Annotated in this window: 17 protein-coding genes and 1 pseudogene; 6 read left to right on the forward strand and 12 right to left on the reverse strand. The window is 65.8% G+C overall.

Features of this window, described 5'->3' with window-relative positions; genetic code table 11:
• Positions 1–182 precede the first annotated feature (182 nt).
• Positions 183–611, reverse strand: coding sequence for an IS200/IS605 family transposase (gene tnpA, locus AC1DOX_RS29560; protein ID WP_441624174.1), 429 nt, complete (start codon positions 609–611; stop codon positions 183–185).
• A gap of 44 nt (positions 612–655) precedes the next feature.
• Here tnpA and AC1DOX_RS29565 point away from each other — a divergent pair, with 44 nt between their 5' ends.
• Positions 656–1,750, forward strand: coding sequence for an RNA-guided endonuclease InsQ/TnpB family protein (locus tag AC1DOX_RS29565; RefSeq protein WP_477101646.1), 1,095 nt, complete (start codon positions 656–658; stop codon positions 1,748–1,750).
• Positions 1,751–1,835: 85 nt separating this feature from the next.
• Positions 1,836–1,967, forward strand: coding sequence for a hypothetical protein (locus tag AC1DOX_RS29570; protein ID WP_441624178.1), 132 nt, complete (start codon positions 1,836–1,838; stop codon positions 1,965–1,967).
• Positions 1,968–2,134: 167 nt separating this feature from the next.
• Here AC1DOX_RS29570 and AC1DOX_RS29575 read toward each other — a convergent pair whose 3' ends face one another.
• From AC1DOX_RS29575 to AC1DOX_RS29585, 3 genes are all read right to left on the reverse strand, one after another.
• Complete coding sequence (locus AC1DOX_RS29575) at positions 2,135–3,979, reverse strand: PhoX family protein (protein WP_441624180.1); 1,845 nt, start codon at positions 3,977–3,979, stop codon at positions 2,135–2,137.
• Between the two features lie 267 nt (positions 3,980–4,246).
• Positions 4,247–4,876, reverse strand: coding sequence for a LysE family translocator (locus AC1DOX_RS29580; RefSeq protein ID WP_441624182.1), 630 nt, complete (start codon positions 4,874–4,876; stop codon positions 4,247–4,249).
• A gap of 109 nt (positions 4,877–4,985) precedes the next feature.
• On the reverse strand, positions 4,986–5,447 hold the full coding sequence (locus tag AC1DOX_RS29585; RefSeq protein ID WP_092137694.1) for an Lrp/AsnC family transcriptional regulator: 462 nt from the start codon (positions 5,445–5,447) through the stop codon (positions 4,986–4,988).
• Between the two features lie 604 nt (positions 5,448–6,051).
• On the opposite strand from AC1DOX_RS29585, the gene AC1DOX_RS29590 reads away from it, so the two are divergent.
• On the forward strand, positions 6,052–7,479 hold the full coding sequence (locus AC1DOX_RS29590; protein ID WP_441624185.1) for an L-lactate MFS transporter: 1,428 nt from the start codon (positions 6,052–6,054) through the stop codon (positions 7,477–7,479).
• 18 nt (positions 7,480–7,497) lie between these two features.
• On the forward strand, positions 7,498–7,629 hold the full coding sequence (locus AC1DOX_RS29595; RefSeq protein WP_441624187.1) for an MFS transporter small subunit: 132 nt from the start codon (positions 7,498–7,500) through the stop codon (positions 7,627–7,629).
• Between the two features lie 97 nt (positions 7,630–7,726).
• Here AC1DOX_RS29595 and AC1DOX_RS29600 read toward each other — a convergent pair whose 3' ends face one another.
• From AC1DOX_RS29600 to AC1DOX_RS29635, 8 genes and pseudogenes are all read right to left on the reverse strand, one after another.
• The gene (locus tag AC1DOX_RS29600) at positions 7,727–9,268 is read right to left on the reverse strand and encodes a methyl-accepting chemotaxis protein (protein ID WP_441624189.1); all 1,542 of its coding nucleotides are present in this window, start codon (positions 9,266–9,268) and stop codon (positions 7,727–7,729) included.
• Positions 9,269–9,388: 120 nt separating this feature from the next.
• The gene (locus AC1DOX_RS29605) at positions 9,389–10,945 is read right to left on the reverse strand and encodes an efflux transporter outer membrane subunit (RefSeq protein WP_441624191.1); all 1,557 of its coding nucleotides are present in this window, start codon (positions 10,943–10,945) and stop codon (positions 9,389–9,391) included.
• 8 nt (positions 10,946–10,953) lie between these two features.
• Complete coding sequence (locus AC1DOX_RS29610) at positions 10,954–12,936, reverse strand: glycosyltransferase (RefSeq protein WP_441624193.1); 1,983 nt, start codon at positions 12,934–12,936, stop codon at positions 10,954–10,956.
• Positions 12,937–12,938: 2 nt separating this feature from the next.
• Positions 12,939–14,216, reverse strand: a complete 1,278-nt coding sequence (locus AC1DOX_RS29615) for a YyaL domain-containing protein (protein ID WP_441624230.1) — start codon at positions 14,214–14,216, stop codon at positions 12,939–12,941.
• A gap of 147 nt (positions 14,217–14,363) precedes the next feature.
• Positions 14,364–15,680 carry an HlyD family secretion protein gene (locus AC1DOX_RS29620; RefSeq protein WP_441624195.1) on the reverse strand — a complete coding sequence of 439 codons (1,317 nt, stop codon included), beginning with the start codon at positions 15,678–15,680 and terminating at the stop codon, positions 14,364–14,366.
• A 492-nt stretch (positions 15,681–16,172) separates the two neighbouring features.
• The gene (locus AC1DOX_RS29625; protein WP_441624232.1) at positions 16,173–17,156 is read right to left on the reverse strand and encodes a PDR/VanB family oxidoreductase; all 984 of its coding nucleotides are present in this window, start codon (positions 17,154–17,156) and stop codon (positions 16,173–16,175) included.
• Positions 17,142–17,651 (reverse strand): annotated as a pseudogene (locus AC1DOX_RS29630) (cupin domain-containing protein); the annotation flags it as partial. The gene AC1DOX_RS29625 and the pseudogene AC1DOX_RS29630, both read right to left, overlap by 15 nt.
• Positions 17,542–18,567, reverse strand: coding sequence for a Bug family tripartite tricarboxylate transporter substrate binding protein (locus tag AC1DOX_RS29635; RefSeq protein ID WP_441624197.1), 1,026 nt, complete (start codon positions 18,565–18,567; stop codon positions 17,542–17,544). The gene AC1DOX_RS29635 and the pseudogene AC1DOX_RS29630, both read right to left, overlap by 110 nt.
• 95 nt (positions 18,568–18,662) lie before the next feature.
• Here AC1DOX_RS29635 and AC1DOX_RS29640 point away from each other — a divergent pair, with 95 nt between their 5' ends.
• Both AC1DOX_RS29640 and AC1DOX_RS29645 read left to right on the forward strand, forming a co-directional pair.
• Positions 18,663–19,961 carry a citrate/2-methylcitrate synthase gene (locus AC1DOX_RS29640; protein WP_441624199.1) on the forward strand — a complete coding sequence of 433 codons (1,299 nt, stop codon included), beginning with the start codon at positions 18,663–18,665 and terminating at the stop codon, positions 19,959–19,961.
• 126 nt (positions 19,962–20,087) lie between these two features.
• Positions 20,088–20,882 (forward strand): SDR family NAD(P)-dependent oxidoreductase, encoded by a 795-nt coding sequence (locus tag AC1DOX_RS29645; protein ID WP_441624201.1) that lies wholly within the window; start codon positions 20,088–20,090, stop codon positions 20,880–20,882.
• Positions 20,883–21,035 lie beyond the last annotated feature (153 nt).

The raw sequence follows: 21,035 nt of genomic DNA on the forward strand, positions 1-21,035 counted from the left end.
TCTCCGAAATTCGCTTGCGCGAATTCCTCGCTCGCCCAGTCTGTCGTGTCGTCCTCGATTGCCAACCCGCTGCCGCAAAATGAACAGGATGCGCGCAAGTTAACACCGTCTGCCGAGGTTTACAACCGGATTTGTGGGTAATCCTCAGGAGTTAAGTCCGGGGTAAGCAGGGTATTTGCTGTTTAGTGTGGGGCCTGTTGTTGCTCGATGTACTGGCGCAGGATGTCCAGTGGGGCGCCACCGCACGACGCGGCGAAATAGGACGGGGACCACAGCACGCCGCGTCGCTTGAGCCACGGATGGAAGTCACCGAACTCTTGCCGCAACATGCGCGACGAGACACCCTTGAGCGACGCCACGAGCGTCGATAGCGCGACCTTCGGCGGATAGTTCACGAGAAGGTGGACGTGGTCGTGCGCGCCGTTAAATTCCACCATCTCGGCGTCGAAGTCCCGGCACACGCGCGTGAGTATCTGTTGCATGGCGTCCAGGTGTTCCTTCTTAAACACATTGCGTCGATACTTCGTTACGAATACCAAATGAACGTGTAACGCGAAGACGCAGTGTCGTCCGTGCCTCAGATCGCTATCTGTCTTGCGAGGGCGTCCCATTATGCGTCTTGCGTAATTGTGAAGACCAAATGTACTATGGTCTCATGGACACCGTAAAGACATTGAAGCTGCGCATCAAGGACAAGCACACGAAGTCGATGCTTGCGATGGCTCGCGACGTCAATACGGTCTGGAATTTCTGCGACGAGACCCAGTACCGCAGTCTCAAACGCTACTGCAACCGACCGAAGGTTTGGCTGTCCGGTTTTGATCTTCAGAAGCTCACTGCGGGCTTCAGCAGGTGCGAAGGCGTCCATGTCGATTCCCGCACGGTCCAGGAAACCTGCAAGGAATTTGCGACGCGCCTGAAGCAGTTCAGGCGTCAGCGCCTCAACTGGCGAGTGAGCGACCGCAAGTCCCCGAAATACTCACTGGGATGGGTCCCGTTTAAGGGGGAAGGCATAAAGTACATCGGCGGCCAACTCCGCTTCAACGGGCTCACAATTAGCCTTTGGGACTCGTATGGCCTCTCGAAGTACGAGCTCTGTGGCGGCAGCTTCAATGAGGACGCTCGGGGGCGTTGGTATATCAACATCGCAGTGAAAACTCAGGTCGTCGAGAAGCGCGTGCCGGACGGCACGACGTCCATCGGCATCGACCTGGGATTAAAGACGCTCGCCATGTACAGCGACGGCACGGACTTCAGCCCGAAGAGGTTCTATCGCGCATCGGAAGCCGCGCTGGGTATCGCGCAGCGGGCTCGCAAGAAGCGGCGAGTGAAGGCGATCCACGCCAAAATCGCTAATCAACGCAAGGACGCCATCCACAAGGAAACGTCGGCACTGGTCAAGAAGCATGCAGCCATCTTCGTAGGCAACGTGAACGCGAAGGCGTTGGCACAAACGAGTATGGCAAAGTCAGTGCTCGATGCCGCGTGGTCGACGTTCAGGAACCAACTCAAGTACAAGGCCATCAGGCAGTGCGTTGTGTTCGCAGAGGTCAACGAAGCGTTTTCAACCCAAACGTGCTCGCGCTGTGGTGTTCTCTCGCCCAGCAGTCCGAAAGGTAGGGCCGGACTTGGAATAAGGCAGTGGTCGTGCTGTTCGTGCGGGGCGGTACACGACCGCGACACGAACGCCGCTCGAAACATTGTCCGCCTGGGACTTCAGGCGCTTGCAGAAGGAATCCCCGGCCTTTAGGCTGCCTTTAGGCCGGGGAGGAAGTCAAGGAAGCGGCATCGGCTCCGTATGCGTTGTGGCCGATCCCGGCGCGGATGCGCTGTACGTGACCGACTTCACGAACCAGTTTCTGTCGATCCTGACCTACGACCCGGCTACCGGCGCGCTGTCCCAGATCGCGGGATCCCCGTTTCCGCTGGGCATCTCCCCGACGGGCATGGCATTGCTCGCGCGATAACACCGGCGTGTCGGACCTGGCGGGAAAGGGTTGATCCGCGACGTCCGGCCGCCCGGCGCCTCTGACACCCATCGCCCTTCCGCAAAAAAAACGCCGCGGCCATCTGGCTGCGGCGTATCAATTTGCCGATCTCAGGCGGCACCCACATGCCGCCTCATGCACCCACTTCAGGCTCCGATCGGCTTGCCTTCCTTGTGGCGGATGACGACCGTCGACGAGCGCGCCGGCAGGTCGGCACTCGGCCATTTGTCGTTCGGATGCTGGATGTTCACGAAGAACGTCGTCAGGTCCGGCGTGTAGGCGATCCCGGTGATCTCGCAACCGTGCGGCCCCACCAGGAAGCGCTTGACCTCGCGCGTTTCCTGATCCACGTAGTGCATCGAGTTGGCGCCGAAGATGTTGGTGACGCTGGTGCCCGTGCCGGCGTCCGTCTGCACCCACAGGCGGCCCTTCGGGTCCACGCGAATGCCGTCCGGGCTGGAGAACGTGTCGCCCACCATGTTGCCCTTCAAGTTGGCCGCCGCGATGGACGGGTCACCGGCCAGCAGCAGGATTTCCCACTTGAAGCTCATGGCCAGCGGCGAATTGCCGTCTTCCACCCAGCGGACGATGTGGCCGTGCGAGTTGTTCACGCGCGGGTTGGCGGCATCGGTCACAGCGCGGCCGCCGTTGTTGGTCAGCGTGCAATAGATGCGCTTGTCCACGCCCACCGTGATCCACTCCGGGCGATCCATCAGCGTACCGCCGGCCACGCGCGCGGCGGCCTTGGTGTTGACCAGCACATCGGCCTGCGTGTTGAACGCGATGGCGACCGGCGCCGTCGCGCCTTGCGTGTAGTTGCCCGGGTCCGTGGCCGTCGGCGTCAGGCCATTCTTGCCCTGCGTCAGCTCCACCCAGTTGCCGCTGCCGTCGGCATTGAACTTCGCCACGTACAGCGTGCCGGTGTCCAGCAGGTTGGCGTTGTTCATGCGATTGGTGGCATCGAACGCGGCGCTGGGGATGAACTTGTAGATGCAGCCCGGCGTGCCGTCGTCGCCCATGTAGAAGGCCACGCGATTGCTGGCGTCGGTCATGAACGCGGTGTTCTCGTGGTCGAAGCGGCCCATCGCGGTGCGCTTGACCGGCGTGCCGGTCTGCTGGAACGGGTCGATTTCTACCACCCAGCCGTAGCCTTCGTCGGCGTTGGTCGGGTCCAGGTAGTTGTCCGTCGTTTCTTCGCAGGTCAGGTACGTGCCCCACGGCGTATAGCCGCTGGAGCAGTTGTTGAGCGTGCCGACAACGGTGGCGCCGACCGCGCTGGCCGCCGGGCCGGACACGCGGTACAGCGTATTGCCGGTGTAGCGCTTGTTGTAGGTGGAGTTCTTCTTGACCTGCCACTTGCCGGCGGTCAGTTCGATCTCGATCACCGACACGCCCACCGACGACAGCGCGATGCGCTTTTGCTCGGCCGTGGCGGTGGCGGCGTCATAGGTGCCGCCCGGGAACAGGATCGCGCCGTCCATGGCTTCATGGTTCATGACCAGCAGGCCGCCCTTCTGCGGATCCACGCCCGGAATCTCGAAGTAGTGCATGCCGTCGTGGTTGCCGCCGGCCTGGCGCTCGGTCTCGGCCGACGACTGGAACGCGCCCTTGTAGCCGGCGGAACCGGCTTCCACCGGATCGCCCGCGGAGAACAGCACGTCGTACGAATAGTTGGCCGGCAGCGTCACGGTGTCGGCGGTGACCTTGTCCGCCACGGGCGTGAAGCCGACGCTGTAGTTCAGCGGCTGGGCCGGCGTGGTGCCAGGCGTCGTGCCGGGCGTGGTGGACGGCGTGTTGTCGTCGCCACCACCGCAGGCGGCCAGCATGCCGCCGCCAAACGCCGACAGCAGGGACAGGCCCAGGCCGCCGCGCAGCACGCTGCGGCGGGCCGGATTGGCCGCGACGATTTCCTCCAGCGTCTGACCCGGAACGGTGACGACGCCCTGTGCCTCGCGGCGCGGGGCGCGAAGCTTATCTGTGATGTACGACATGAGTAGAGACCTCCAGTTATGGGGAGCCACCGTTTGTTGACGACGTCGGTGGTGCACTTGCCGGCCCAGATACTAGAGAGATCACATGACGGTTTCGTTACATCCTGTACGGATGAAGAAACATTGAAATCGCAGATGGATGGAAGACATTTCAACGCGCATGCGCCGCGCGTGCTGGCGTCATGCGGGTGCGCAAGTGTCAGCGCAAAAGATGACCGTGCGGTGTCAGGATGGCTGGTTGCGGCGGGTTCCTGCCACCGGCGTCCGTCACTCCATCGAAATCCGCGCGGCAAATCCGAGCAGCACGGCCGAGAACGACCACCGCTGCACCGCCTGCGCGCGGGGATGGCCGCGCAGCCACGACGACAACCGCACGGCGCCGAACACGCAGGCCAGGTCGAAGGCCAGACCCATCGCCACCAGCACCACACCCAGTTCCAGCACCTGCAACCAGACGGCGCCGGCGTGCGGATCGATGAACTGCGGCAGCAGCACGGAACAGAACAGCAGCGCCTTGGGATTGAGGACGCTGCTGAGCACGCCCTTGGCCGCCGACATACGCAGCGGCGGCGCGGCGCCCGCCTGACCATCGCCGGCAGCCAGCCCGAAGCCGGGACTGCGCAGGATCTGGATGGCCACATAGGCCAGGTACAGCGCGCCGCCGATGCGAATGCCGTGATACAGCCAGGGCGCGGCCTTCAGGAGCGCCGCCACGCCGCAAGCGGACAAGGTGACATGCGCCGTGCGCGCCAGCGCCAGCCCGATGGCCGTCGCCACGCCGTGCCGCGTGCCATGCGCGGTGCTGGTCTGCAGCACCAGGGCCATGTCCGGCCCCGGCAGGGCATACACCACGGCCAGCGCGCCGATAAACGTGATCAGAAGGTGAATGGAAACCACAGGTAGCCTCGTCGTCATCGACATCATCGAGACTTCCATGATCGTGCAGGCGCCGGAGCGTTTTCCGGCGAAATCGGGGACGCCAGCGGCGGTGGCTGGCGGATTCCCCTCAGAGCAGCGGCAATCCGGTGTCGGGCTTGACCTCCCGCAGGCTGAGCACCGATTCCACGGACGTCACGCCCGGCAAGGTCCGCAGGACATCGCGCATGAACGTGCCGTAGTCTTCAAGATCCCGCGCCACGATGGTCAGCACGTAGTCGGCCGTACCGGTCACGTTATGGCACGACACAATCCGTGGAATGGCCTGGATTTCGCGTTCGAAACGATCCGACAACTCGCGGTCGTGCACGCCAAACCGGACCTGCGTGAAGGCCAGCAAGCCCAGTTCGAGCTTGCCGCGCGACAGCGTCGCCCGATAGCCCTCGATATAGCCCTCCGCTTCCAGCCGCTTCAGCCGCCGCGCGCACGGCGTTTCGCTCAGGCCAACGGATTCGGCCAGGCTCGCATTGGTGATGCGCCCGTCTTTCTGTACCGCCAGCAGGATTTCCCGATCGATGCGATCCAGCGCCATATGCAATGTCCCTGATTTCACTGCGCAGAGGGTATCGCATTCGCCCTCGCGGCACGCATCACAGTCATGTGGCAGGCCATCCGTATTCGCGCAACCGGTTACCTGCGTGTGGCAAAAATCATACGGCGCCGAAAAACCACCCAGTGCATTCCCGGATAAGGCACGGAGATTCAGGCAAATCGGGAATATGTCATCTTTAGCCTATTGAAGTCGTCTATGCGGGCGGCTATGGTTCTGCGATAAATATTTTCCACGGCAATATATGTAAATCCAAGCATATATTGCGCGCCCCCTTCCGGAAAAATAATGACCCTTATTGCAACGGGACGCCGCGCGTCTCCAGCCGCCCTCTATTCCGGACCTTGCAGGTCCGCCCGCGCAACGCCTCCAGCAGGTGCGACGCGCCCCCTCACCTTGTAGCAACCGCCTGTAGCAACCGTCGATTCGCCCGGGCCAAAAACCCTCTTAAAGTCCGGGCGCGCCGACACCTCTGGGGGTAATCCGACCACGGCGTGACGGGGTCAACCGGCTGGCCTGCCAGACCTGCCGGGCGCGCCATGAAGCGTGGACGGATTGCCCAGGACCCATGTCTGGAGAACATTCCATGAGCAGCGTGATAAACGATGGTGGCAGCCCGGCTCAATCGCCGGCGCCGTTCTTTTCAAAAGAGGCGACCTATGCCAAACCGGGATTTTCCCGCTGGATGGTCCCGCCCGCCGCACTGGCGGTACACCTTTGCATCGGCCAGGCCTATGCATTTTCGGTTTTCAATGCCCCGCTTTCCAAAGTCATCGGCATTACGGAATCCGGCCCCGATGACTGGAAGCTGACCACGCTGGGCTGGATCTTCTCGCTGGCCATCTTCTTCCTGGGCATTTCCGCCGCATTCGCCGGCAAGTGGCTGGAACGCGTGGGCCCGCGAAAGACCATGTTCACGGCGGCCTGCTGCTTTGGCGGCGGCTTCCTGATTTCCGCGCTGGGCGTCTACACGCACCAGATCGTGCTGCTCTACCTCGGCTATGGCGTGCTCGGCGGCATCGGGCTGGGCCTGGGCTACGTCTCGCCGGTCTCCACGCTGATCCGCTGGTTCCCGGACCGCCGGGGCATGGCCACCGGCATGGCCATCATGGGCTTTGGCGGCGGCGCGATGATCGCCGCACCGCTGTCCGTCGCGCTGATGAACACCTTCAAGAGCGCCACCTCGGTCGGCGTGGCGCAGACCTTCCTGGTCATGGGCGTGGGCTACTTCATCTCGATGGCCATCGGCTCGCTGGCCATCCGCGTGCCGCCGCCCGGCTGGGCACCGGCTGGCTGGACGCCGCCCGCCACCACCAACAAGATGATCACGCGCAACCACGTGCACATCGACCAGGCCCTGAAGACGCCCCAGTTCTACCTGCTGTGGCTGGTCCTGTTCCTTAACGTGACCGCCGGCATCGGCGTGCTGGGCCAGGCGTCGCTGATGATCCAGGAAAGCTTCAAGGGGTCGGTGTCCGCCGCTGCCGCAGCCGGCTTCGTGGGCCTGCTGTCGCTGTTCAACATGGGTGGCCGCTTCTTCTGGGCCTCGTCGTCGGACTGGCTCGGCCGCAAGAACACCTACTTCGTGTTCTTCGCCCTGGGCGCCGTGCTGTACTGGCTGGTGCCGCAACTGGGCGGCGCCGGCAGCATCGCGCTGTTCGTGCTGGCCTACTGCGTGATCATGTCGATGTACGGCGGCGGCTTCGCCACCATCCCGGCCTATCTGGCCGACATGTTCGGCACGGCCTATGTCGGCGGCATTCACGGCCGCCTGCTGACCGCCTGGGCCGCCGCGGGCATCGCCGGCCCCGTGCTGGTGAACTACATCCGCGAATACCAGGTCGCCCACGGCGTGACCGGTGGTGCCGCCTACACCATGACGCTGCACATCATGGCCGCGCTGCTGGTGGTTGGCTTCATCTGCAACCTGCTGGTGTCGCGCGTCAATGAAAAGCACCACATGAGCGACGCCGACGTAGCCGGTGTTGCCGGCGTGGCCGGTGGCGCCCACTGAACGGAACGGAGTCTGCAAATGGAAAACCACAACCTCGACGCTCACCCCACCAACAAGGGCTTGTTGGCCATCTTCTGGCTCTATGTGCTGGTGCCGCTGGTCTGGGGCGTGTCCAACACGATCACGCAGGCGCTGAAGCTGTTCCAGTAAGCGCACTGCCGCCACCATGACAAAGGGCCACGGTTCATCACCGTGGCCCTTTGTTCTTGCACCTGCCCTTTGTCCGGCCGATGTCCGTGCCGCAGGCTCAGACGCTGAACGCGGCCGTCGCCAGGTCCAGTTGCCGCGCCTGATCTTCCAGCGATGCCGCGGCAGCCGCGGCCTCTTCCACCAGTGCCGCATTCTGCTGCGTGGATTCGTCCATCGACGCCACGGCGCGGTTCACCTGCTCGATGCCGCTGCTTTGCTCGCTGGATGCGGCGGCAATCTCGCCCATGATGTCAGTCACGCGGCGAATGGCGCGCACCACATCCTCCATCGTGCTGGCGGCGTTGTTGACCAGCCCGCTGCCGGTCTCCACGTGCCCCAGCGACGTTTCGATCATCGCCTTGATTTCCCGCGCGGCGTTGGCGCTGCGCTGGGCCAAGCTGCGCACCTCGCCCGCCACCACGGCAAACCCGCGGCCCTGCTCGCCGGCGCGGGCCGCTTCCACGGCGGCGTTGAGCGCCAGGATATTGGTCTGGAACGCGATGCCGTCGATCACGCCGATGACTTCGGCCACCGTCTTCGCCGCGCTGCTGATATCGGCCATCGTGGTCATGACCTCGCTGACCACGGCGCCGCCCTGCTGCGCCACGTCTACCGCATTGATGGCCAGCTGGCTGGCCTGGCGCGCGTTGTCGGCATTCTGCCGCACCGTGGAGGTCATCTGCTCCATGCTGGCCGCCGTCTCCTGCAGCGATGCGGCCTGCGACCCGGTACGCGCCGACAGGTCGGCGTTGCCGACCGCAATCTGGCGCGTGGCCGCCGTGATGGCCTCCGAGCCCTGGCGTACCCGGCCGACCGTCTCGGCCAGGCTTTGCCGCATCGTGGCCAGGCCATCCAGCAGGCGGCCCATCTCGTCACGGCGCGTCACGCGCGCCACATGCGTCAGGTCGCCGGCGGCAATGCGGTCGAACTGGGACAACGCGTCCTCCAGCGGGACGATGATGGCGCGCAGCAGGGACACCGCGCAGCCAAGCGCAATCGCGAGGGCCACGACGATGGCCACGATCATGCCGTTGCGGAAGCTTTGATACGCGCCCTGCGACGCCTCGAAGTTGTCGCCGGCAAGCTTGGCCTGGAACTTGCCGAGCTTCGCGCCCGTATCGTTGGCATCGCGGAACAGCGCGGAGACCTTGCCGTCCATGATCTTGTCCGCCAGTGCGCGGTCTCCCGCACGCAACGCCACGATGATGGCGCCCAGGCCATCGCGTGACGCGGTCTCGCGCTTGATGCCGACCTCGCGGGCCAGCGCCTCTTCCTCCGCATCGCGCGGCAGCGTCAGGTAGCGCTTCCAGGCGTCGTCGGACCGCTTCATCAGTTCCTCGGTCCGCGTCAGCAGCTTGGGAAACTCCGGGGTGTCCGGATAGAGCATCGCCCGGTCCAGCGCGGTGCGGGCGCGGGTCATGCTGAGGTCCGCCTCGGCCAGCGCCAGCGCGGACGCCAGTTGATTCGAATAGGTGGATTCGTGCGCCTGGGTGGCAGCGCGCAGGCCAAGCAGACCGGCAATGCCGACGCCCAGCGCAAGCAGGAACAGCACGGACACCGTCAAGATCAGGCGTGTCCGGATAGTCAGGGTCTTGGGCATAAGGAGGGGCAAAACAGTTGGACAGCGGACAAACACCGCCCGGCTAACGGTGCGGCGCAGCAAAAGCTTGAGCGCCACGCGTATGCCGCGCGTGGCCATGTCCGTTTTGTGACTGCTTACCTACATCCGGCGATCGGCGTATGGGGCTGGTGCCGATGACGACGCCGCAGCGGCAGCCGATTTGGGGGCCGGCGCCGATGCCGCTTGCGGCGCGGGGCTGGTTGCCACCGTGTTGCGCGACCATCCGCCGCCGAGCGCCTTGTACAGGCCCACTCGGCTGGTCAGGCGCGCCAGCCGGATCGTCGCCAGCGACTGCTGCGCGGAATAGAGCTGGCGCTGGGCGTCGAACACTGCGAAGTAGTCGTCCACCCCGTTCTTGAAGCGCATCTCCGACAACCGCCGGGTCTCGGTGATCTCCTTCTCCAGCGACTCCTGCGCGGCGGCCTGGCGGTCGTACGTGCCGCGCGCCGCAAGGCCATCGGCCACTTCGCGAAAAGCACCCTGGATGGTCTTCTCGTAGGCCGCCACGTTGATGTCCTTCTGCACCTCGGACGCATCGAGCCTGGCCTGGTTGGCGCCGGCGTTGAAAATTGGCAGCGTGATCTGCGGGGCGAATGCCCACGCCATGCCGCCGGTGAACAGCCCCGCCAGCGTGGTGCTGGCCACCCCCACGGCCCCGGTCAGCGAGATGGACGGGAAGAACGCCGCGCGCGCCGCGCCAATATTCGCATTGGCTGCTTTCAGACGGTGCTCGGCAGCCATGATGTCGGGCCGCTGCTCCAGCAGCGAGGACGGCAGGCCAGCCGGCAACTCCGCCACGAACGAAGTGTTCTCGAACGGCTGCGGGGCCGGCAGGTCGCCGGGCAGCGGGCCGCCGATCAGCAAGGCCAGGGCGTTCTCGTCCTGCGCCACCTGGCGGGTGTACTGCTCCGCGCCCACGCGCGCGGTCTCCAGCTGCGTCTGGGCGCGATGCATGTCGATCTGCGCCATGCCGCCGGCCCGCTTGCTGCGGGTGATCATTTCCACGGCCGACTGCTGCACATTGAGCGTGTCCTGCGAGATCTTCAGCAGCGTCTGGTCGGCCTGCAGCGTCAGGTAGGCGGTGGCCACCTCGGCCACCAGGCTGATCTGCGCGCTGCGGCGCACCTCTTCGATCGCAAGGTACTGCTCCAGGGCCTCGTGCTTCAGGCTGCGTACGCGGCCAAAGACGTCGATTTCAAACGCGTTGAAGCCAACCCCGGCCGAGAACGCGTTGATGACCGACGGCTGACCCGGCGCACGCAGGCCACTCGGCACGCGCGAGCTGACCATCCCGGCGTTGGCGTCGATGGCCGGAAACTGTGCGGCGCGCTGGATGCGATATTGCGCGCGGGCCTGGTCGATGGAAAGCGTGGCGATGCGCAGATCGCGGTTGTTGGCCAATGCCAGTTCGATCAGCCGGCGCAGGCGCGGATCGGTGAAGAAATCCTCCCAGCCAAGGTTCGCGGCGGCGGTCTGTGCTGGCGGCTGGCCCGTGGCGCTGCCGACATAGGCGGGGCCGGCGGGCCATGCCTGCGGCACGGGAGCCTCGGGGCGCTGATAGGCCGGCTCCAGCGTGCATGCCGCCAGCAGCAGCGGCAGCGTCACCGCCGTGCCGCGCAGTAAAGGAATGAGGGGGCGTGTGTGTGTTGTCTTCATCGTATTGTTCAGCCGGAAAATGCGCGTCGGAGCAACTGGGCGAGGGCCTCGCTCGGCTTGCCGCGGTCTGCGATGTTGTGAGGTGGCGCACTGAACAGAAGCCGGATGAGGCGATGCCGCACCGCCATGTCGGGCAGCAGTGCGACGCCCACGAGGTCCTGGTGCGTGCGGGCGACCTGGCACGGCACCCACCCCAGCGACGCCATCCAGAAGGCACCTCGCGCGCCCACTTCGGCCGACGACGCCGCATCGCAGCGCAGTGCGGCGCCATTGCACGACAGGTCGCTGGTCACGCCGGAAAACTCGCGCAGCGTGCCGTCGGCGCCATGCACGCGTAGCAGCGCCCTCTCCTCAAATGGAAAGCGCTCCTCCTTGCGTGGGCGCGGCAATTCGAAGCACACCAGCATGGAGGCGAGGTAGAGCACCATCGACACCAGCGTCCAGCCGATGTTGAACCCGATGCCGGGCGCCGAGCCATCGGCGGCCACCGCACGCGCGAGGCCCATGGCTGCGAGCAGGAACAGCGCGCCATACAGCGCCGCGAACTTGCCGTGGACCACCAGCCGGGAGCGGTCGAGCCCCTTGTTGGTCACCTTGAACGGACGCCCGAACGGCTTGAACACGGCGCTCACCAGGCTCGCCGAGACCGCCATCGCCGCCACGATCTGCGTGACCTCGGTGAAGATCGGCATCGCCCGGGACCCGGTTACCCAGATGCTGTAGGCCCAGTAGAGCAGCAGCGCCGGCACGCCATAGGCCAGGAACTGCATCGGATCCCCATACAGCGTGGGCACGCCGAAATACCAGTACAGCAGCGGCCCCGCCAGCAGCATCAGCGTGAATGGGCGGCTGATCCAGTGCAGCAGGCCGTGGATGTAGTGCAGCCGCTGCCGGACGGTGTAGCCACGCCCGCGCAGCGGCCCGTCGGCGGTCAGCGCCACCTGGATGGTGCCCAGCCCCCAGCGGCTGCGCTGGCTGATGTACTCGGGCAAGCCCTCGGCGGACAAGCCCACGCTCAGCCGCTCGTTCAGCCAGCGCGTGACGTAGCCGTGCGGCATCAGACGATACGTCAGGTGGATGTCCTCGGTCACCGTGCCGGTGGGAAAGCCGCCAATCCGCGCCAGCGCATCCCGGCGCACCACAAACGAGGTGCCGATGCAGAACGCCGTGCCCCAGGCATCCTTGGCCGGCTGCATGACGTCGAAGAACGCGCGCTGCTCGTCCACCCAGCATTCCGACGACCGCAGGTTGTACTGAATGGGATCGGCGTTGTAGTAGAACTGCGGCGTCTGCACCACGCCTACGCTGGGGTCGTCGAACAGGCCGATGGTGCGCAGCAGGATACTCCGGTTGGGCGCGAAATCGGCGTCCAGCACCATGATGTAGGGTGCGCCGCCGCCAAGCCGCTCGTCGGCGCTGTGCTGCAGCCCGTTGTTGAGGTTGCCTGCCTTGGCGTGGGTGTTATCGGGCCGCGTCACGTAGTGGGCACCGACGCGGTCGCAGAATTCCTTGAGCCAGCCGCGCCGCGTGTCATCAAGCACCCACACGCGGAAGTCCGGATAGTCAATGGCCAGCGCGGAAACAATCGTCTTCTCCAGCACCTCCAGCCCTTCGTTGTAGGTGGCGATGAAGATGTCCACCGACGGGGCGGCCCGGTTGCGACGCAGCCTGGCTTCGCCGGCATCGGCCGCGATGCTGTGGTCCGAACTGCGCGTCAGCGTGACGATCGAGATCAGCGTGTAGGCGATGGTGATGCTCTCGAAGCCGAAGAACCCGTAGGCCCAGATGCTCGGAAAGTCCATGCGCCATTCCGGCAGCGTCTGCGTGAAGCGCCAGACGTAGTAGATCATCAGCAGCACGGCCGCCGCAGCGCCGAAGAGCCACCGGTCCGCCGCGCGGTGGCGGTCGGCACGCAGGCAGAGCACGGCAATCAGGAACGCGCCGGCGTTGATCTCCACCAGCATGCGGTTCTCCAGAAAGTAGGCGAACATCCTTACTCCTTCGCTATGTCGGCACGTTTGCCGGCGGCGTCGGTGGCGCCGCCGGGCTGGAACGGATTCCACCCCGCCGCCGCAAGCACGGCCCACGCGGTGGCCCCCAGGTGGGGCAAGTGGTAGTAGTAGAAGTCTTCCGTCGTGGAATCCGGGCCGATCGACAGGCCGGTGCGGATGCGCCGCTCGGGCGTGGCGTAGAGCATGCCGGATGGTGCGCGCTGGGACAGCAGCAGCGGCCACAGGTCGCGGGTCTGGTCTTCGCGGCCCGTGGCGCGCAGCACCAGCGCGGCCTGGCCGGTGCCTTCCGTCCACACGCCATCGGGATTGGCGTTGAAGCCGTAGCCGCCGCCCACCATGTGGCGGGCGCGCGTCCAGTCCAGCGCGCGCGACCAGCCGCCGGCGGCATCGGGGATGGCAATCAGCGGCCAGAGCGACGCATCGAGCGCCGACGGCGCGCCGTTGAGCGTGCGGCCATCGTCGCGCGTGCCGATGGCGAAGCGCCCTTCGCCGGGCTGCCACATGGCCTCGACAAAGCGCCGCGCACGGTCGGCCCCGGTTTGCCAGCGCGGATCGCTGCTGTACCGGGCCAGCCAGCGGAACGCGGCATAGGCATCGACATTGTGCTCGGTGGACTTCCAGCCCTGCCGGCGCGGCGAAGGCTCCTCGCCGAAGTATCCGCCGATGAAGGCGCCAGGGCTCTCGCTGCCGTAGGTCGCCTTGTCGACCCAGCCCATCAGCGTGGCGGCCGTATCCAGGTAGCGACGGTCGCGCGTGGACTCATAGATGGCCAGCAGCATCAGTGCGGCCCAGGCGACGTTGCCCGTGGCGGTGCCCACCTGGTAGTTGTCCTCGAACCAGCGTTTGCTGGGGGCATCCCACCAGCCGGGCAGCGGCACCGGGCCTTCGGGCACCGGCCCCGCGCGATAGGCATTGCGCACGCGACCATCGTGGTAGTGCCGGTCGCGCGTGGTGGCCGCCACCATGCCATCGGCGATGCGCCGCGCGGCCTCCGGCTGACCGCATGCGATCAGGGCGATGCCGGCCAGCGCGTTGTCATAGACAAAGGCGGATTGCTGGAGCGGTGGCGGCAATGGCTCGCCGCCGGGCGCGGCTTCGTAGCTGCCAAGCATGACCGGGCCCTTGCCCGGCATGGCGCCCACGCGGCCCGACAAGGCCTGGCAGCCGGTCTGGCGCACGTGTTCACGCACCTGCTGTTCGCGCACCTCCTGCTCGCGCGCCGGCGTGCCCGCCGCGGGCGCGGCCGGCGCAGTGGCCATGGCATAGGGCGCGCACAGGGCGCCGATGGCCAGCCACACGCGGCGCACGAGGCGTGCGCGCCGCGGATTCACCTTACGTGTTGTCGGAAAACGCTGCACGGTGGTCTCCTTCCTGCGGGCGTTGACATGCCTGGTGAGTCCGCGCGGTCAGATCAGTCCGCGGTACCAGGGGCGATCCAGGCTGACCGTGGCCCAGTGGCCGAGGGCGCACCGGTCGGTCTTGCCCGCGCCGGGCAGGTCGGGCAGCGGCTTGTCGAGCCTGGCGATCAGGTAGATCTCGTTCTTCTCGATGGGAGGAAAGGGCACGAAGTAGCGCGCCTGGTCGCCGTCGGGCGCTCGCGGCAGGATCTCGGCCACTGCGCCGGCCACCGGTGCCGGCACGCCATCGACGTTCACCTTTACCTTCGCGCCCGGCAACAGGTCCTTGCTCAGGCTGCGCGGGAATACCGCCACCACACGCGGCTGGCTGCAGTTGGTGGTGCGCATCAGGGTGGCGCCGGCGGCCACGCGCGTGCCCGGCGGGGCCAGCACGTCTTCGACGATGCCGCCGCTGTATGCCTTGATGTCGAGGTTCGAGACGCGGTCGAGACGTTCCTGCTCGGTCGCCACCATCTTGTCCACCTCGCGGCCGTATTCCTCCAACTGCGTCAGTTCGGCCTGCAGCTGGACGATCTCCGCGCGCAGCTCTTCCTGCCGCTGCGTGAGAGCGCCGACCGCACCGTCGGTGCTGGACATGTACACCTTGCTGCGTGCCGCCTCGCTGCTGCCGCGGGCGCCGTCGAGTTCCGCCTGGATGGCATCGCGCGCACCTGACAGCACTGTCAGCTGGTTGCGCGAGGCTTCCGTATAGGCCTCGCTGACCGCGCCGGCCCATTGCATCGCCTGGTTGCGGTTGACCACGTCTTCCTGCTGGTCGATCTGCTGCCTGGCCACGGCGAGTCGCGCCTCGATGCCCTTGACCTTGACGGCATGCTCGCGCTGTGCGGCGGCCTGGTAGCGCCTGATGTCTTCATTGGTGGACGCCAGCCGCGCCTGGCTGCCTTCCAGCTTGGCCTTGGCGGCCTCGTAGCGCTTCTGGTTGTCGAGCTGCTTGCCGGTCAGCTCCATCAGCAGCGCACGATCGATGTTGGGGTTCTGTAGCGCCATCAGCGGCTGGCCCGTCTTGAACGCGGCGCCCACAGCCACCACCTGCTTCATGACGATGCCCTCGACCGGCGTGGTGACGAGGTTGACAGGACTGTTGACGACGGCACGTTCGGACGACCGCGTGAACACGGGCGGGAACATCACGGACAGGATGACCCAGATGATGAAGGCCACCATGCCGTAACTGACCAGACGCGGGGCAATCTGCCACAGCGGGCGCAGGCTGAGTTCACGGCGTTGCCGCACCAGCGGCTCGTCCTGCCTGGGCCGATGCGTCGGCCCAGGTAACGAGGGCTTGTTGTCGAGCTTGTTGTTCATGACATCCTCCCGCCATCAAGGTGTGTCGGTCACGATCGCCACGGCGAAACGCGGTTGCGAAGACAAAGGCTCTCCCCGCTGCGCGAGCGCAGGCCCGCACAGACGCGCAGAGTCATCGTCCCCCAAGCTATTTCTTATGAGCCGTTGTCCCAGGCCGTTCAGGCGCGCCAGGACAGGCTTGTGTGGGCCGGGCAAACCGGTCCTTTGAGTTGCCAGCGCGCCTTGCCGAGGCAAAGGCACGCGGACGGGTACAGCGAGGCGCGAACGCCATTGAAACCCCGGCACGCATCATGTTGCACTGCGATCCGGAGTGGTTTCAAGGCTAGACAAGTTGCCCTTGACTTGCTGTAAGAATGTGTAAGGGCTGTATGTCATGCGGCTTCATACGGCCGTGGCGTTGACGCTGCGGGAGATTAACGATGGATCAACCGGCTTCCTTTCAGGCACATCGCACGCACGCGTGGTGCCTGATGTACGGCATGCGCTCCGCCCTTACAGGTCCAGCACCAGCGCCTCGCTTCGGCAACCGGACACGCACAACGTCATGACGTTGCCGGCGGCGCGCTCGGCGGGGGTCAGCACGGTATCGCGGTGGTCCGGATCGCCGCGCAGTACCCGCGTCCTGCATGCGCCACAGTTGCCGGCCTTGCATCCGTACGGAACTTCGATGCCGGCATCGAGCAGCGTATCGAGGATCGAGCGCTCAGGCCGGATGTCGATGGTCCGCCCCGAGCGCGCCAGCGTGACCTGAAACGATTGCCGCGCATCGGCGGCGGGCTGGCCGGGCGCCGAGAACCGCTCGACATGGACATGGGAGTACGCCAGCGCCGCGCAGTGCGATTCGAAGGCATCCAGCATCGGCGCCGGGCCGCACGCATAGAAGTGCGCATCGGCTGGCCGCGCCTGCAACATCTGCCGCAGGTCGGGCGCACCGCCTTGCTCGTCATCGAAGTGCCACGTCACGGGCACGCCGATGGCTTCGACTTCGGCCACAAATGCCGCTTCCGCCCGCGATCTCGCCGCATAGATCAACTCCGCGGACCGGCCGAGCTGGCGCAGCCGCCGCAGCATGCTCAGGATCGGCGTGATACCGATCCCGCCTGCGATCAACACGGAATGCGCCGCCGCTTCCTGCAACGGAAAGTGGTTGCGCGGACGCGAGATCTCGATCGACGTGCCAACACGCATTTGCTCGTGCACGTAGGCCGATCCACCCCGGCTGGCGCGGTCCTTCAGCACGCCGATGCGATAGTGGCCCGGTGTCGTCCCGCACAGCGAATAGCTGCGCACCAGGCCGTTCGGCAGGTGCAGGTCGATATGCGCGCCCGGCTCGAACGGTGGCAGGTCGGCGCCATCCGGCGATCTCAGTTCCACGCTGACCACGCCTTCCGCTTCCTCGCGCAATGCGTGCACGCGCACGCGCAGCTTGTCGGCCGGTGGCACGCGCTTGCGCGGCGGATGGTAGATGACTAGCATTTCCAGCGGCGTGTCGCCGAGCGTCCGGAACGAATGCGGCTGACCCGCCGAGATCGGGCTGACGGAACCCGCGCGCACCGGCTTGACCTCGTCTCCGACCGTAACCTCGCCGTATCCGGACAGCACGTAGAACACATGCGCCCACGGTTCCACATGCGTCGGCGACGAGCCGCCCGGGCCCACGGTGGTCAGCTCGATGCTGTATGCGTTGCTGGTGAACTCCGGCGGAATCACCGTCTTGTAGCCAGCCTTCTGGATGAACAGCCCCGTCAACGGCGTCCACGGCACGTCGTCCACGTGCCAGGTCACCTCATTGGCCGACGCATTGGCGATGTTGGTGTTTGCCGTCCCTTCCACTACCTGATGCATATCGTCTCCGAGCATGTTATTCGGCCCGCGCGCCACTGGCGTGCACGACAGTCGCCCAGCGCAACTGTTCCGATTGGATGAAGCGCCCGAATGTCTCTGGCGAGCCCTGTACGACGCCAAATCCATTCTTTTCCAGCAGCGCACGAACCTCCGGCTTTGCCAGGACCTTGTTGAGATCGGCGTTCAGCCTGGCGACCAGCGGTGCCGGCGTCTGCGCAGGTGCCAGCAGCCCGAACCACGCACGCAGCTCAAAGTCCTTCAGGCTGGCGATGCCGGATTCCCGGACCGTCGGGACATCCGGCAGCATCGCCGAACGCTGCGGCCCGGTCACCGCAATGGCACGCACCTTCTGCGTGCGCATCAGGGGCGCGGCGGCCGGCACTGCCGCGAACATCACCGACACGTGCCCGCCCATCACATCCGCCAACGCCTGGGACACGCCCTTGTACGGCACGTGCTTCATCTCCAACCGAGCGTCGGTCCGGAACAGTTCCATGCCCAGGTGATGCTGGCTGCCGATACCGCTGGACCCGTAGGTCATGGCCGGCTGCTGCGTGCGCGCCAGCCGGATGAAGTCACCGATGTTGCGCGCCGGTAATGCCGGGTCCGCCACCAGCACGAAATCCACCGTGGCTGCCATGCCGAGCGGCACGAAATCCCGCTGCGCGTCGTAGGGCATGTGCGCATAGAGCGACGGATTGATCGCCAGCGGACCGTCGGTGCCCATAAGCAACGTGTAGCCGTCCGGCCTGGCCCTCGCCACCACGCCGCCGGCGATGTTGCCGCCCGCGCCGGGACGGTTTTCCACCACTACCGGCTTGCCCCAGAGCGTGCCCAGTTGCTGGCTCAGGATGCGCGCCAGCTGGTCCGGGCTGCCGCCCGGCGGAAACGGCACCACGATCATCACCGGACGGTTTGGATAGTCGGCGGTGCTGTCCGCGGCGTGCGCCATGCGGGTGACGGCTGTTGCCAGCGCGGCACCCACCATCCACATCAGCGCCAGCCGGCGCGGCCAACTGCATGGCCCGGTAAAGCGAAGCATGGTGCGTTTCTCCGACATCGGTTTGCGAGGGGGTGGATTGACTCTATGATGGCCATGGATGTTGCGCAATATTGATTTACAGGATCAATCTCCTCATGACTTTCCCTGACTATCTCGACCGCAAGGCGGTTGTCGAGGCACTCGGCATCAAGCCGGCCACGCTGTACGCCTACGTCAGCCGCGGCCTGCTGCGGCGCGTGCGCAGTCCCGATGGCCGAAACAGTCTGTACCTGCGCGAGGACGTGGAGCGGCTCTCCACCCGCCATCGCGGCCTGCTCAAGCGCGAGGACGCCGCGGCCGGATCGATGCGCTGGGGGATGCCCGTGATCAGCACCGGTATCACCTACATCGACGCGAACGGTCCCACGTATCGGCATCGCAGCGCCCTCGACCTGGCGCGGTCCGGCGTGTCGTTCGAAGCCGTCGTCCATCTGCTGATGACCGGTGGCTGGCAACCGGCGATGGATGCATGGCCGCCCATCGACACCCCGGCGGACGTGAAGCGACGCCTGGATGCCGAATGCAGGACGCTGGAGGCGGCCGACCTCAGCAAGGTGCTGGCAACAGCCGTGCTCTGGCTCGGCATGCAATCGCGCGGGCAGGATGAGCTCAGCGCCGCCAGCGGCGAGCACGCGCGGCGCATCGTGCAGACGCTGGCGGGTTGCTTTGGCGGGCTGGGCCCGCAGCGGAAGTTCATCGCGCGCAAGGACGATGAGTCCATCGCCGCGCTGGTGCTTCGGGCCGCGCGCATCGACGCATCGGCCCAGGCGTTGTCCACCGTGAACCAGACCCTGATCGTGCTGGCCGACCACGAACTGGCCGCCGCGTCGTTTGTCTCGCGGATCACGGCCTCCACCGAAAGCGACCTCTTCTGCTGCGTGGCCGCGGCGCTGTGCGCCCATGCGGGATCGACCACCGTCGCCGCGACGGCAGCCATCGATGACAAGGTCTTCACGCCACTCACGCGCCGCAACCAGAAGGACATGCTGGCGCTTGTGCGTCATCGGGGCACTACGTTGTTTGGCTTCAACCATCCGCTCTATCCGCGCGGCGATCCGCGCGCGGACTACCTGCTGGCGCTCGCGGCCGACCTGCCGCCGACCGACCCCAAGACGCCCGAGCTGCTCGCATTCCTGCGCCTGGCACGCGAGGATGGCGTCATGCCCGGCATCGCGGTCGCCCTGGCGGTGCTAGCCCGTGCGCTCGGGCTGCCCGCTGGTGGTGCATCCGCACTCTGGATCCTGAGCCGATCGGCTGGATGGGTCGCGCACGCGCTGGAGCAGCGCACGCAGGGGTTCATGATGCGTCCGCGTGCCAAGTTCATCGGCACGGGCGGCACGGGCGGCATGGGCGATTCGGCGCTCCCGCCGACGAAACACGGCGGACGTGACTGAGGCGAGACAAATTCATCAAAATTCCCGAATACATCATTTCATGCGCGCGACTTGGCGCATCGCCGGGCAGTTCATACACTTGACGGGTTGCCCTGTGGGGCATTCCCTGTCCATCCTGGAGTCATCATGAAGATTGATCTGTCCGGCAAGGCTGCGCTTGTCACCGGTTCCACCGCCGGCATCGGCTTTGCCACGGCCAAGGGCCTGGCCGAATCCGGCGCCCGCGTCATCGTCAACGGCCGTAGCACGGCGAGCGTGGAAAAGGCCGTGGCCGCGCTGAAATCGGCGGTGCCTGCCGCACAGGTAGAGGGCTTTGCCGGCGACCTCGTCGACGCGGCCGTCTGCGCCCAGTTGATCAAGGCCCATCCGGCCATCGACATCCTTGTCAACAACCTTGGCATCTTTCAGCCGCAGGACTTCTTCGATACGCCGGACAGCGAGTGGACGCGCTTCTTTGAAACCAATGTGCTGACCGGCGTGCGGCTGTCCCGCGACTATGCAAAGGGCATGGTCGACCGCAAATGGGGACGCATCGTGTTCATCGCCTCCGAGTCCGCCATCAACATCCCGGTGGAGATGATCCACTACGGCTTCAGCAAGACCGCGCAACTGGCGGTCTCGCGCGGGCTGGCCAAGCGACTGGCGGGCACGGGGGTCACGGTGAATGCGGTATTGCCGGGCCCGACGCTGTCCGAAGGCGTGGAGGCCATGCTAAAGGACGAGATTGCGAAGACGGGCAAGAGCGCGGAAGACGTGGCCGCCGACTTCGTCAAGGCGCATCGCAGCTCGTCGCTCATCCAGCGCGCGGCGACGGTGGAGGAAGTCGCCAATATGGTCGTCTACGCGTGCTCGAAGCAGGCATCGGCCACGACGGGCGCGGCGCTGCGCGTGGATGGCGGCGTGGTGGACACCATCATCTGATCCGCTAGTGTCGTGAGTTAGAAATTCATTGAATAAAATCCCACCTGTAGTACCGTGCAAGTCGATACCACGGACCCGAGGTGGCGACGATGCGCGGAAGACCCAAGGCGGAACTCATATTGAGCGAGGCGGAGCGCGAGCAGCTCACGGCGC

This window comes from Cupriavidus sp. 01L415, assembly GCF_056400065.1.